Source organism: Lentibacillus songyuanensis (assembly GCF_039548255.1).
GTDB classification, from domain to species: Bacteria; Bacillota; Bacilli; order Bacillales; family Amphibacillaceae; genus Lentibacillus_C; species Lentibacillus_C songyuanensis.
In genome coordinates this window covers 106,419-120,142 of sequence record NZ_JBCLVH010000005.1, presented here as the reverse complement: position 1 = coordinate 120,142, position 13,724 = coordinate 106,419, and the positions used below count along the sequence as shown (strand labels likewise).

General features: G+C 40.1%; 11 protein-coding genes. 9 read left to right on the top strand and 2 right to left on the bottom strand.

Going from position 1 to position 13,724, the window contains the following annotated elements; translation table 11 throughout:
• Positions 1 to 152: 152 nt before the first annotated feature.
• Positions 153 to 1,097: a glycine betaine ABC transporter substrate-binding protein gene (locus WMZ97_RS07320; RefSeq protein ID WP_343271437.1), complete on the top strand. Its 945-nt coding sequence runs from the start codon at positions 153 to 155 to the stop codon at positions 1,095 to 1,097.
• Between the two features lie 180 nt (positions 1,098 to 1,277).
• Here the strand turns inward: WMZ97_RS07320 and WMZ97_RS07315 are convergent, their stop codons facing one another.
• Positions 1,278 to 3,302 (bottom strand): methyl-accepting chemotaxis protein, encoded by a 2,025-nt coding sequence (locus WMZ97_RS07315; RefSeq protein WP_343271436.1) that lies wholly within the window; start codon positions 3,300 to 3,302, stop codon positions 1,278 to 1,280.
• A gap of 464 nt (positions 3,303 to 3,766) precedes the next feature.
• Between WMZ97_RS07315 and WMZ97_RS07310 the strand changes: the two genes are divergently transcribed.
• From WMZ97_RS07310 to lhgO, 8 genes are all read left to right on the top strand, one after another.
• A complete protein-coding gene (locus WMZ97_RS07310) occupies positions 3,767 to 4,642 on the top strand; it encodes a DUF6282 family protein (protein ID WP_343271435.1) in 876 nt (291 codons plus the stop codon).
• Positions 4,643 to 4,994: 352 nt separating this feature from the next.
• Positions 4,995 to 5,735 carry an MBL fold metallo-hydrolase gene (locus WMZ97_RS07305; RefSeq protein ID WP_343271434.1) on the top strand — a complete coding sequence of 247 codons (741 nt, stop codon included), beginning with the start codon at positions 4,995 to 4,997 and terminating at the stop codon, positions 5,733 to 5,735.
• Positions 5,736 to 5,750: 15 nt separating this feature from the next.
• On the top strand, positions 5,751 to 7,040 hold the full coding sequence (locus WMZ97_RS07300) for an Nramp family divalent metal transporter (RefSeq protein WP_343271433.1): 1,290 nt from the start codon (positions 5,751 to 5,753) through the stop codon (positions 7,038 to 7,040).
• A gap of 201 nt (positions 7,041 to 7,241) precedes the next feature.
• The gene (locus WMZ97_RS07295; protein ID WP_343271432.1) at positions 7,242 to 7,949 is read left to right on the top strand and encodes a FadR/GntR family transcriptional regulator; all 708 of its coding nucleotides are present in this window, start codon (positions 7,242 to 7,244) and stop codon (positions 7,947 to 7,949) included.
• 154 nt (positions 7,950 to 8,103) lie between these two features.
• Complete coding sequence (locus tag WMZ97_RS07290; RefSeq protein ID WP_343271431.1) at positions 8,104 to 8,814, top strand: FadR/GntR family transcriptional regulator; 711 nt, start codon at positions 8,104 to 8,106, stop codon at positions 8,812 to 8,814.
• A 22-nt stretch (positions 8,815 to 8,836) separates the two neighbouring features.
• Entirely contained in the window at positions 8,837 to 10,249 is a 1,413-nt protein-coding gene (locus tag WMZ97_RS07285) for an FAD-binding oxidoreductase (RefSeq protein WP_343271430.1), read from the top strand.
• Complete coding sequence (locus WMZ97_RS07280; RefSeq protein WP_343271429.1) at positions 10,242 to 11,528, top strand: (Fe-S)-binding protein; 1,287 nt, start codon at positions 10,242 to 10,244, stop codon at positions 11,526 to 11,528. Before WMZ97_RS07285 ends, WMZ97_RS07280 begins: the two co-directional genes overlap by 8 nt.
• An 11-nt stretch (positions 11,529 to 11,539) precedes the next feature.
• The gene (gene lhgO / locus WMZ97_RS07275; RefSeq protein ID WP_343271513.1) at positions 11,540 to 12,721 is read left to right on the top strand and encodes an L-2-hydroxyglutarate oxidase; all 1,182 of its coding nucleotides are present in this window, start codon (positions 11,540 to 11,542) and stop codon (positions 12,719 to 12,721) included.
• A 236-nt stretch (positions 12,722 to 12,957) separates the two neighbouring features.
• On the opposite strand, the gene WMZ97_RS07270 is transcribed toward lhgO, so the two are convergent.
• Positions 12,958 to 13,719 carry a DeoR/GlpR family DNA-binding transcription regulator gene (locus WMZ97_RS07270; protein ID WP_343271428.1) on the bottom strand — a complete coding sequence of 254 codons (762 nt, stop codon included), beginning with the start codon at positions 13,717 to 13,719 and terminating at the stop codon, positions 12,958 to 12,960.
• Between the last annotated feature and the right edge of the window lie 5 nt (positions 13,720 to 13,724).

The window sequence follows — 13,724 nt, the reverse complement described above, 5'->3', positions numbered from 1 at the left end:
AGTGGAATAATTTAGAGCCTGAACCTATTATAGATCTGCTAAGCTGTACAAACGGTTATATTTATCCAAATTGTAGGTTTTATTGCGTTCGCTTTCCTATAACTATTGCTTTATAATTTACATGAGTCTAAAAAAAGGAGAGATTAATTAAAGTGAAGTGGAAAACGAATCGGATTTTGGGTTTATTTACTGTATTGGTATTGGCTGCGATATTAGTTGCGTGTGGAGACAGCAATAGTGAAGAGGATAGCACGAAAGGATCGGAAGGAAATAATGCTAAAGATGGTGCTGAGCTCGGGGAAGAGAATATTGCGCTGGGAACCGATGATTATGTATCCAACACTGGAAATACGTATGTTGTTAAAAATTTGCTTGAAGAAATTGGTTATCATGTCAAAGTCAATCAAACGGACGTTGGTGTAGAATATACTGGACTTGCCGACGGGACTACAGATGTAATTGTTGGGGCATGGCTTCCAAACACACATAAAAGTTATTGGGAAGAATATAAAGATGATCTCGAAAAAATCAGCACCGTCACTGAAGAAGTTGAACTTGGATTGACGGTTCCTGCTTATATGAAGGATATTAATTCTATTGAGGATCTAGCAAACAACAAGGATGGTATTGGTGATAAGCTAGACTGGAAAATCACCGGAATTAGCCCGGGAGCTGGTGAAATGGAATTGGCAGAAAACGAGGTCATGCCGGGTTATAATCTGGATAAATGGGAACTGGTAGAGAGTTCAGGCGCTGCCATGGCTGCCTCTTTATCCGATGCCATCGATAAAGAAGAACCCATCGTTGTCACATTATGGACACCGCATTGGACTTTCAATAAATTTGATTTAAAGATCTTAGATGATCCAAAAAATAAATTTGGTGACCCAGATGATGTTTTATCCGTCTCAAGAAAAGGATTCAAAGAGGATTCCCCATTGGCTTATAAGCTCATCAATCAATTCAGTATAACAAAAGAAGAAACACAAGAAATTATGTTAAGTATTCAAAACGGGATGGATCCGAATGATGCTGCACAAAAATTTATTGAAGACCACCCAGACTTAAAAGAAAAATGGTTGAAAGATATGAACTAAACTTGAAAAGCCAACCCTTTGATATTATTTCAGAGGGTTGGCTTTTTTGCTTTTAGTGCAGGGGGTGTTAACTGCATGATAAAGATATGATTCGATGCTTTAGCCTGCATGATGTAAATCACAAGGGCGTTGCAACTTAGTAACCTGAGAACTTAGCCTTTGTTCAAAAAGATATGGTTCCTATTTGGTTTTAAATTTTGTCAATGCAACTTGTAAATTATCAGCCATCGTACTAAGCGATTTTGCAGAAGACGCAATCTCGTCCATTATCGTTAATTGTTTTTCAGCAGCTGATGCAATTCCCTTTGTATGTTCAAGAGAGCCAGTAGTCACTTCCGTCATATCATTCATGGCTGCTGTTACCTCCTCTGTTCCTGCAGAAATTTCTTCAGATGCTGCAGAAACCTCTGCCACTTGGTCAGCAATTGCTTGGAATGTAATTGTCATTTGTTTAAATACACCCCCGGCAGTATCGAGTGTAGCTGACCCTTCATCCACATCTATGACTCCTTGATTCATTAATGTAGCAGAACTCGTTGTAACAGTTTGGACTTCCTTTATAATTGCTGCAATTTGTGATGAAAATTGCTGTGATTCAACAGAAAGTTTTTTTACTTCTTCGGCTACTACTGCAAATCCTTTACCATGTTCCCCTGCACGAGCAGCTTCGATGGATGCGTTTAAGGCTAATAATTGCGTTTGTGCCGCTATGTCTGTGATCCCGGTTACGATAGTATCAATAGTCTTTGAATACTCTTCCAGCTTTTTAATTTCATTGGATGCAATGCCTACAGAGTGTTTAATTCGATCCATTTGTTCCATTGCATGCTGAATGTTATTGTATCCATCTCTTGCTTCCTTGGCTGATATAGATGTTTGTTCTGAGACCAGGCTAGTTGATTCTGCTACCTTTTGCACTCCGGCTGCCATCTCTTCCATGGAGAAAGATGTTTGTTCTATCCCCTCTTTTTGTTGCTCAGATCCGTGAACAATATTCTGTGTGGACGCCGCTACCTCATTAGAGAACCGTACAGAATCATTAGATACAGCAGTTAATTGTTCTGAAGATGTAGCCAATTGCTCAGCGGATTGATTTACCTGATTAATCGTTTTCCTGAATGAATCGATCATGATATTCACACTGGCTGCAACTTGTCCCATTTCATCATGGGACTTTATTTGCAATTTGTGTGTTAAATCCCCTGTAGACAGTTGTTTAATAACCTTCGTAATGTGACCAATCGCTTTTAACATATACTTGGACAGCAAATATACGATTATAATAAGCAGCAAACATGCAATACCGAAAAATAAGATCATTTTTTGTGTATATGCTCCCAGACCGGCTAAGGCCTCCTTTTCCGGAAGTGATGTCCCAACTGACCAGCCTGTTGTCGGAACGGGTGAATAGCCAATATACTCCTTTTGATTATTCACATTAGCCAGTTCAAGTCCTTTTTCCTTGTCTATCATCTTTGTCCCAATATTGCCGATATCTCCTGGCATGTCCAAAAGCTTTTGTTTTAAGATAAGTTTATCATCCGGATGGTATAAAACTGTTCCGTCTTCGGCAATTAAAAACGAATAGCCGTCTTTGCCGAGTGTATACGATTGCATCAATTCAGGCAATTCATCCATAAATAAATCAATTGCTACAAATCCAAGTGTTTGATCACCTTGTTTAATTTGGGTCATCACACTTAAAATTGTCTTACCAAATACTTGATCCAAATAAGGTTCTGTAAAATATACATCGTCCTCGGCTAATGCTGGTTCATACCATGGTCGACTTTTGATGTCAAAGTTTTCATCCTGTAATAAATCATCATTGCCAATTAAAAAGTTGCCCTTATCACTGGCGACCCAAACCATAGCGATGGAATCGTCAGTTTTGATAATGTTGTCCAGTGAATTCATCACACTTTCATAATGAGAATCTGTTTTAGCTTCATCCCTTGAATGAGTTGATTTTAAGTAGTCCGTAATCTCCTGATTGGCGGCAATTTGCCGAACCATCGCCTGCTTTTGCGCAAACATGCTATTTACCTGATCCGCAATAGCATCACTTTTAGTGGAAAGATCCGATTCGATATTTTTGACGAGTAACGATTTTGTATATACATAATTAAAAACCCCTGTGAGCGAAAAGACGATGACAATTGCCAGCAGCAATACAAAGTGATAGTTTGGTTGATATACTGCCACGAACCCATCTAAGGCCCCTTATCCCTTTATTTTTCACGTTTATTCCCCCGTTGTTTATATTTATAAATACTACTTTATTACTATATATATCGGTCTTTAATCCTGTTGCTTTAACTAAATGGTATATTATCCATTTTCTGACATAGGAGAGATCAAAGGATGCAACTGTTTGGATGAGGAATGATACGGTGCGGATGAAAATGTAGAGAAGGAGGCTGTTAAAAAAATAGGAGTAGCGTTTAAATGGCAGGGGGCATTTCAATAACTTCAGCGACGTTGCAACAATAAACAGTTTAACGTCGCTGAAACAAAGAATGCCCTATTCTATCTACTACATAATAGTCGTTAGCTTAGCGGTATGCGAAATGTATGCGCCAAGTGCTTGTTGAATATTTTATAATTACTAATTATAATAACTGTTATCATTACAAAATCCCGTTTAGATAGAATAGGAGTTAAATAGTATGGCTTATCCATTTCATCCTTTATTAGAAGGAGCATATGACTTTCATGTGCACAGTGCACCAAGTATTTTTGAAAGAAAACAGAATGACTGGGAAGTAACAGCAGATGCAATTCAAGCAAACATGGGCGGGCTCGTATTAAAAAGTCACGAATCAAGTACGGCAGAACGGGCGTATCTTATACAAGAAAAAGAGCCTTCTCTCCATGTGGTTGGGGGGATTGTATTAAATAGCTATGTTGGCGGACTTAACCCCTATGCAGTAGAAGCAACCTTAAAAATGGGCGGAAAAGTTGTGTGGTTTCCAACGCTTTCATCGATTCAGCACCAGCATTATTTTGCAGGGAAGAAGACTAAGCTGTATAGCGGAGAATCCCAACCATCCAATGAAACGGTTAACATAAAAGAAAACGGGAAGATAAAAGATGATGTACATCAAATTCTTTCCCTCATAAAAGAATATGATGCCGTGTTGGCGACAGGACATCTTTCGCTACAGGATACATATTTGCTGGTAGAAGCTGCAATTTCGATTGGTATCGAAAAAATTATCATTCAACATGCCGATATGGGCATCGCTAAAATTCCGCTTAAAGATCAAGAATACTTTGCCTCAAAAGGGTGTATGATCGAAAAGTGCTTTTTAGCATGCAGCCCAGATTTTAAGGACTTAACGGTTGCAGAAATGGTACGGACGATCCATCAACTTGGAGCGAAATCCTGTATATTGGGCACAGACTACGGTCAACCGCATAATGAGCCTCCAGTCCATGCATTTAACCGCTTTGTAGAACAGCTTGAAGCTAACGGTGTAAGCGAAAAAGACATGATATGTATGATAAAGGAAAATCCAACCCATTTATTAAATGTCCGTTAATCGTAATCGACTTGGACTTGAAAATGACGAAATGCAGAATATGCATCTCGTCATTTTTATTTTGGGCGGTTTTTTTATGTTTTTACTTGCTCCTTTTGAACTTTCAATCAAATCGCGATTGTTTTAGAACATTTCATTATCATAAAATGGGAAATCTGTACATATATCCACCCCCTATCGTATTACGTGTACGCATACAGGAAAACCTTTCACTAATTATCCACTATTTTCCACTTATAAGATAGTATTCAAATTTTTGATAATTATATTGCCTTTGCTAATTGTATGTTGTATACTTGTAATACAAATTTTGAAAACACTTTCATAGAGTGAAAAAGGTAGGGGGGATTGGATGATACATGATATTAAGCCATTATTTGATGGATTTCCTGGACAAACTGGAAGGGGTTTTCTTGGGTGGAGCAGCGCTTATCTCATTCAGGTGAAAGGAGATCAGACCATAAAAAGCTTTCTCTATGATACAGGTGGATACAATGAAAGAAAACAATTATCGCAAGTGCTAAGGAAGCATTCGGTTAAAGAAAAAGAGATTGATGGTGTTATTCTTAGTCACCTGCACTTTGATCATGCGGTAAATTGGACTTTTTTCCCTCAGGCAACCATTTATATTCATAAGGCAGAATTATATCCTTCTGATGATCAATTTAACGATATTGCTGTACCGGAATTTCATAAAGAGGCACTATTAAATAATAATAGACTTCAATTTGTTGAAGAAAATGATGTGATTGAGGGGATGAAAGTCATTCATTTGCCTGGTCATACAGAAGGATTAGTTGGTCTTCAAATTGGAAAAAGGTTCCTTGTTAGCGATGCCATTAAAAATCGAAATGAAATTCATAATGGGAAGTTGATGAACACATGGGACGAGAAAATTGCCAGGCAGACGATCTTAAGAATAATGAATCAGGCAGAGACCATTTATCCAGGTCACGATATCCCGTTAACGAAACAACAAAATGAATGGATTGGTACAAAGGATGCAACGGAAACGATTTATTATGCAGCTAGTTTAGTAGACGATACCAATCAAGATAATGTGACAATAACAATTCAACCATTTCAAACATAAAGAGGTGATTAATCGATGAATCAATCGAAACAGGTCATGGAAACATCACAATCAGTACAATCAGAGCAAAAAAAGAAGGGTTTTCTATCTACTATAAAGCAGATTGGTCCAGGTATGCTTGTTGCTGGAGCGTTTATCGGTACAGGAACCATTACAACGAGTACTGTAGCCGGTACAAATCATGGGTATACCTTATTATGGGCATCTGTTACGCTTGCGGTCATTATGACAATTATTCTACAGGAAATGGCAGCGCGGTTATCGCTATCAACCGGTCTAAGTTTGGCAGAGCTTATTAGAGAAAAATTAGGTTTATGGGCAAGTATTATTGCAGTACTTGCGATCGTAGGTGGTAACTCCATTTATTCTGTTGGAAACCTTGCCGGGGTGGACTTGGCGTTAGGAGAATTAATAAGTGGTGTTCCCGGAGTAGCATGGATGTTTATTGTGACACTTATTTATTGGGGGCTTTTAATGATCGGAAAGTTCTCCTTAATTGAAAAGACCATCACTGCATTAGTCATTCTTATGGGCCTAACTTTTTTAATTAATATGTTTTATGTAGAGCCAGATTATTCAAAGGTATTGGTTGGATTGACGGTTCCTAAATTTGAAATAACCGATACGATGCTTGTTCTGGGGTTAATTGGGACAACGGTGGTACCTTATAATCTGTATCTTCATTCATCAGCTGTCGTGGAAAAGAAATGGCACAAACAACCGAAAGAGCACTTGAAAGTGATGCGAATTGATACGATTTTTCCGATCTTTATTGGTGGGATTGTCACAATGGCAGTTGGTGTGGTAGCCGCAACCGTTTTAAACCCGCTTCATATAGCAGAAGGGTTAGAAATTCAAGGAGCAAAGGATATGGCGCTTACCATCCAACCGTTTCTTGGCAATGCAGCCTATGCGTTATTTAGTATCGGATTGTTTGCTGCAGCCATATCGTCTATGCCCATGGCAGCCTTATCAGCAGCATATGTGTTTACGGAAAGCTTTGGCTTGTCATCAGATATGAAAAGTCTTCCATTTCGGATTGTGTTCAGTATTGTTGCTTGGGTGCCTTTTATTTTTGCAGCTGGTCTAACAAATCCTGTCTGGACTATTATTTTGGCGCAAACGGTAAATGGGATGCTTCTGCCAATAACAGCCATTGCGATCCTTTATCTGATCAACAAAAAAGGAGTTGTTGGGGAGTTTCGCAATAAAATAATAACGAACGTATTGGGCTGTATTGCGGTTGGTTTTGCTGTTTATCTTGGCATATTAAATATATTAAATTCACTTGGAATTATGAGTTAAATGTTATGATGTCCATCCATGTAATGGGAAGAGCCACGGTTGAACTGTTTTAAGAGGAGGTTTTCCAATACTTTTTCATCAAGAAGCCCATATGCTTGGTTTGTGAATTACTGTAGATATACCGTAATGAAACCATTCACGTTATAATGAGGTTATAGAAGGATGTTTAAAAAAACCTAGATTTATAGAGGGAGGGCTTGGATGTTAATTGAAAGGAAAAAGATCTCCAGTTTGGTGCTGGAGCAGTTAATCAACATGTTACAGTCCGGGGAACTTCCCCCCAATAGTAAACTTCCAACCGAAATGGAGCTCGCCAAGAAATTTGGTGTAAGCCGTGGACCGTTACGAGAGGCGTTAAGCGTATTAGAGGCGAGCGGTGTTATTGATTCAAGGCAGGGTGGAGGAAGCTGGATCAAAGAAGTTAACTTAGCAAATATGTTTGAACAAGTCCAGTTAGAAATGGTGGACATCGAGCAAGTGCATGATTTATTGGAGATGCGAACGATTATTGAATCAGAAGCAGCTTATTTAGCGGCTCAAAGGCATAAGGCAAAGGATTTAGATGACCTATTAACAAGCTTACAAGCGTTTAGCAAGGTGATTGAGGATGACCAAGAAGTAGGTTATGAAGCAGATTATGCTTTTCATCGAATTCTGGTCAGATCTGCATATAACCCTTTTTTAACGGAGACAATGAATAATTTATCGGAGTTGCATTTAAAAACGCTGAAATTTTCCTTGCATAAGAACTTAGGATTGGAACAGAAACGAAAAGATGTGTATATGGAACATGTCACCATATATGAAGCAATAAAGAACAGGGATGGCCAGGCAGCTAAAGATGCGGTCTTCCACCATTTAATAAACGCAAGACGTAAACTTGGTGACAAACGTGTGATGCATAAATAAGTCATGTGGAATGAAAGAAATCGGATGGGCAGAAAGGGAAAAGAGAAAGGAACAATAATTGGTTGTTTCTTTTTTCCTGTCTTTTCTGGACTGTCCACTAGACCACGAGATTGTAAAATAAGATAGCGATTAGAAGCGGGAGGATCAACCGTTTATGGAATTCAAACCGATTGAAAAAGGAAAACGAGTCTATCAATATATTATTGATCAAATAAAGATGGCGATTGAAGAAGGACAGATTCAGCCGGGGGAGAAATTACCTTCTGAACGTGTATTGGCAACCAACTTACGCGTTTCCAGAACATCTGTTAAAGAAGCGATCACGGTGTTGGAATCGGCAGGGATTGTTACGGTTCGTGCGGGGGTCGGGATGTTTCTCTGTGCTGATTCCCAAAGTGGCTTGCTCGATAAACTGGAAAAAATTTTGGGAAAGAAGCAATCGGACTTTACCAATTTGATTGAACTGAGACAGGCCATTGAAGGGGATGCCGCCTATTACGCCGCATGCCGGATAACGGACGATCAGAAAGAAAAGTTAACAGGCATCTATGAGCAATTAATCTGTTCTGAAAAGCAAGCGGAAGTTGCCATAAAGGAAGATTATGCGTTTCATGAAATGATTGTAAAGGCGTCTAATAATCCAGTCATGCTAGAAGTAATGCATTCGATTACAGAACAAATTATTTCTGGTTTACAGGCGAGCAGGAAGCATTCCATTAAGGATGATTTATGGAATAAAGCTGTCTTAAACGAACATGAAAACATTTTTACAGCGATCATGACGAAGGAACCCGAACAAGCGCGAACGGCAATGTGGGAGCATCATCAAGGTATTAAACAACGGTACATACAGAGTTTACCGTAAGAACGAAAAGGGGAAAAATAAATTGGAAAAAGAGGAATTACACACATTACTAAGTCATATCATTCCAGAGCCAAAGCGGATTTTAAGCGATAAGGTAGATTTATATAGTTATTCTTTTGATGCCTCGTTTGGTACGTATTTACCTGAAGTGGTGGTCCAAGTGAAATCAACAGAGGAAGTGTCGAACATCATGAAACTTGCCAATGACTATGAGATTCCTGTCTATCCTCGTGGACATGGAACAAGCTTAAGCGGTGGCCCGCTGCCAGTAAAAGGTGGAATTGTCTTGGATTTATCGAAGTGGGATCAGAAAATAATGATCGATCCAGAAGATATGGTGGCCATTGTTTCCCCTGGGGTGATAACCGCTCATATTAACACGGCCGCGGCGAAGGAAGGGCTTATCTACCCGCCCGATCCAAGCAGTTCAAATGTGGCAACCATTGGAGGTAATTTGGCAGAAAACTCAGGTGGACCAAGGGGATTAAAATATGGGGTCACGAAGGATTTTGTGATCGGCTTGGAAGTGGTTACACCTGAAGGGGAAGTCATTCGCACCGGTGGAAAAACCGTGAAAAATGTGACAGGTTATGACCTGACAAAGCTAATTGTTGGATCAGAAGGAACGCTCGGTGTTATTACAGAGGCGATCCTTAAACTCCAGCCTAAACCACAAGCAACCATGACAATGATGGTTTTATTTGAAGATATTGTAGATGCTGGAAAAGCAATCTCAACTATCTTAAGCGCTGGTATTCTTCCTGCCAAGCTGGAAGTGATGGATAATGCATCTATAGTTGCGGTTGAAGCGTATGAACCATTAGGACTCCCTACCGATGTGGGCGCGTTACTGTTGATTGAGCTTGATGGGCATCCGGCCGCAATAACGGATGAAATGACGAGCGTGGAAGAAGTTTGTGATAAGCAGGGAGCCAGAGAAATAAAAATTGCCCAGGATGAGCAAGAAGCGAATCAACTTTGGAAAGCACGTAAGCTTGTATCACCAGCCATCGTTCGAAATAAACCGACAAAGATTTCGGAGGATGCAACCGTGCCACGCAGTAAGATTCCACTCATGTTTCAACGATTAAATGAAATTAAGGAGAAATATCAGGTGGACCTGGTTGTCTTTGGACATGCAGGGGATGGTAATTTACATCCCAACATCATTGCTGATAAACGCGACCACGAAGAAATGCGCAGAGTGGAACAGGCGGTGGAGGAAATTTTCCAAGCAGCCATTGAGCTTGGTGGGACCTTGTCAGGTGAGCATGGAATTGGAACGTTGAAAGCACCGTTTATGGAAATGGAATTAGGTGAGGCTGGAGTAGACATGATGAAGAGGATTAAATCGAGTTGGGATCCAAAAAATGTATTAAATCCCGGCAAGATTTTCGCTGAAGCCGGTCAAAGGCTGGTGTTAACCGATGAGTAATGGAGCACTTGCTTATGAAGAAACGTTCGATTGTGTGCAATGCGGCTATTGTTTACCAGCTTGTCCCACGTATGTAACGATGGAAAAAGAAACCCATTCCCCGCGCGGACGGATTAATTTAGTGAAAATGGCAGCGGAAGGGAAAGTTTCCTATTCTGAATTAGAGGGCCCGATCAATTTATGTCTAGGGTGCCGTGCATGTGAAGTGGTCTGTCCGACCAATGTGCAATATGGGAAAATATTAGAATCGGCAAAGGAAGTGTTGCAGGAAGAGAAGAAGAAAAACATGTCTAAACGGGCGAAATTGTTCCAGGATTTTGTATTTGAAAAAGCCCTGACAAGTCCCAAGATCTTAAGTACTGGCAGTGCTGGTTTAGCTGTTTATCAAAAATCCGGATTACAAAAGCTGGCTCAATTTACAAAGTTGGAAAACATCCTTCCGAAAAATTTGCGAACATTTGCCAAGGTGACTCCTGAAGTGGATGGCCCCTTTAAAAGACGCCAACGTGCAACCTATTATTCTCCCAAACAGAAACCTGCTTTGAAGATAGGTTTTTTCAAAGGCTGTATCATGGATGCGATGTTTTCATCTATTAATACGCTAAGTATCAAACTGCTTCAAGAAGCGGGCTGCGAAGTTACCGTAATCAAGGAACAGACATGTTGTGGTGCTTTGCAAAATCATAGTGGGGAAACGGCGATAACAAAGAAGCTTGCCAAGGAAAATATTGAGGCATTTGAACGATATGACTTTGATTATATTGTAAATAGTATCGGCGGATGTGGGGCGATGCTTGTTGAATATGATACCCTGTTTGCGGATGATGCGGATTGGAAAGAGCGGGCAGAGCAATTTGCAGCGAAAAATGTGGATATTAGTGTCCTATTAAGCAAGCTGTCATTGCCGTTTAAGCAGGAGATCAAGAAAGTGGCAACATATCAGCCTTCCTGCCATATGAGTAATGTTCAAAAACGAGTAAACGAGCCACTTGCGTTGTTACAATCAGTTCCGGGGATTCACTATCAAGAGCTACCGAACAAAAATATGTGCTGTGGATCGGCTGGCATATACAATATCGTCAATTTTGACGCATCGATGGATATTTTGGATGAAAAAATGAAACATGTGAAAAAAGTTACTCCAGAGGTTATTGTGACAACCAATCCAGGCTGTCATCTGCAAATGAAGGCTGGAGTAGAACGCGAGGGTCTGACCGATCACATACAAGTCGTCCATCTTGTAGAATTATTGGCAGAGGCATGTGAAATAAAAGTATAGGGGGAAACATGATGTATGATTATACAATTGTTGGCGGAGGAATCGTTGGTTTGTCCGTTGGTATGGCATTAACAAAGAAATATCCAGGTAAGAAAATCCTGGTACTGGAAAAAGAACAGGAGCTTGCAAGTCATCAAACAGGACATAATAGTGGGGTCATCCATTCCGGGATTTATTATAAACCCGGAAGCTATAAAGCACGTTTCGCCAAACAGGGCAGTCAATCGATGGTTGAGTTCTGCCAGAAGCATGACATTGCTTATGATAATTGTGGGAAAGTCATTGTTGCGACCAATGAACAGGAGCGGCCATTATTGGAAAATTTGTATCAACGTGGTCTGGAAAATGGTTTGTCCATCAAAAGGCTGAATAAAGAAGAATTATTGGAAGTTGAACCACACGTCAATGGAGTAGAAGCAATCTTTGTATCGGCAACCGGGATTGTCGATTATAAAATGGTTTCGAACAAATATGCTGAGATCATTAAAGACCATGATGGAGACATTCATTGTGGTGAAGAAGTAAACCAGATTGCGGAACTGCCAGATGGTGTAACGGTAGAAACGAATAAGCAAACCTATCAAACCAAGTTTTTAATTAACTGCGCCGGTTTGCAAAGTGATCGAATCGCAAAGCTTGCTGGTTATCATATTGATATGAAAATCGTCTCTTTTCGGGGGGAATATTTTAAATTAAAACCAGAAAAAAGACATCTCGTTCGAAATTTAATCTATCCCGTTCCAAATCCAGAATTTCCATTTTTGGGAGTACATTTCACAAGGGAGATCAATGGTGAAGTAGAAGCTGGTCCTAATGCAGTGCTCGGTTTCAAACGGGAAGGGTATAAGAAAACAGATATTAATGTGAAAGATCTGGCGGAGGTATTGGGATACAAAGGATTTCTCCGGTTAGCAAGGAAGTATATGAAAGTTGGCATGGGTGAGATGGTTCGGTCGGTTAGCAAGAAAAAGTTTGTCGAGAGTCTGCAGCAATTGATTCCGGAAATTCGAAGTGAGGATTTAGTTGCTGCACCAGCTGGCGTCCGTGCTCAAGCGTTAAATAGTGATGGGACGCTTGTTGATGATTTCCAGATTATCCAAGGGAAGAAAAGTCTGCATGTTTGTAATGCACCTTCGCCGGCTGCGACAGCTTCGATTGAGATTGGGAAGGAGATTGTAAGAAGGATTGGATAGGTAGGATAGGGTCAGACTCTAATTTTGAAGGTCTGACCCTATCCTTTCTTATCCTATGGTTTTATTTTGGTGAATATAAAATGATCCTTGACACATGCATGGCGGAAAGACACCAGAAAAAGCTGTATGATGGCTGGAATAAATCCGTTAAAGCGGCACGGAAGTTTAAGTTTGATGTTCGTTTTGGCTTCAAACGAAAATCAAACTCCATAACCAGCATTCAGGGTTAGGACGGATTATGCAAGGTGGAGGTGAACACCTGTATTTTGCCACCTTTTTAAATCAGCTTCCTCTAATTCATGGCCAATCACCAGGTCATCAATATTTTCTGTGCTGGCCACGGAATGGAGTGAGATTCGTCCTATTTTGGTATGGTCAGCCACGACGATGACTTGTTTGGCCGCGCTGATCATCCCACGCTTAGCAGAAACGAGATATTCATCAAAATGGGTTAATCCCTTTTCATGGTGGAGTGCTGGCGTCGCGATGAATGATTTCTGGATATTTAATGTACTTAATGTTTCATCTGTAATCATCCCGTTAAGCATATAGCTTTCTGGAAACAGCACCCCACCTGTGACGATGACTTTAATGGAACTAGTAAAGCGTAATGTTGCCGCAATGTTAATGTCGTTTGTGATGACAGTAAGATTTTGTTTATCCAAGATGGATTTTGCAATGTGTAATGTCGTTGTACCCGAATCAAGGATAATGTTATCCCCATTTTCAATAAGCTCTGCTGCACGCCTTCCGATTCGCATCTTCTCGTCATATTGTACCGACTCTCTTTCTTGAAAGGAGGGCTCAGAATGAACTTCTTCCTCTAACATCACCCCACCATAAGTTCGTTTCATTAATCCTTTTTTCTCCAGCGTTGTGAGATCGCGCCGAATAGTTGCCTCGTGAACTTGAAAATGCGAGGCAAGCTCTGACACAGTCGAAGCATGATTTTGTTTTAAAAACTGTAATAATCCCTTTTGTCTTTCTAATGGAAGCATTTTTG

What these genes read in the sequence shown, in the direction of transcription:
- WMZ97_RS07310 (WP_343271435.1), top strand. Translation starts at nt 3,767, where the DNA reads ATGGCTTATCCATTTCATCCTTTATTAGAAGGAGCATATGACTTTCAT.
- WMZ97_RS07305 (WP_343271434.1), top strand. Translation starts at nt 4,995, where the DNA reads ATGATACATGATATTAAGCCATTATTTGATGGATTTCCTGGACAAACT.
- WMZ97_RS07300 (WP_343271433.1), top strand. Translation starts at nt 5,751, where the DNA reads ATGAATCAATCGAAACAGGTCATGGAAACATCACAATCAGTACAATCA.
- WMZ97_RS07295 (WP_343271432.1), top strand. Translation starts at nt 7,242, where the DNA reads ATGTTAATTGAAAGGAAAAAGATCTCCAGTTTGGTGCTGGAGCAGTTA.
- WMZ97_RS07290 (WP_343271431.1), top strand. Translation starts at nt 8,104, where the DNA reads ATGGAATTCAAACCGATTGAAAAAGGAAAACGAGTCTATCAATATATT.
- WMZ97_RS07280 (WP_343271429.1), top strand. Translation starts at nt 10,242, where the DNA reads ATGAGTAATGGAGCACTTGCTTATGAAGAAACGTTCGATTGTGTGCAA.
- lhgO (WP_343271513.1), top strand. Translation starts at nt 11,540, where the DNA reads ATGTATGATTATACAATTGTTGGCGGAGGAATCGTTGGTTTGTCCGTT.
- WMZ97_RS07270 (WP_343271428.1), bottom strand. Translation starts at nt 13,719, where the DNA reads ATGCTTCCATTAGAAAGACAAAAGGGATTATTACAGTTTTTAAAACAA.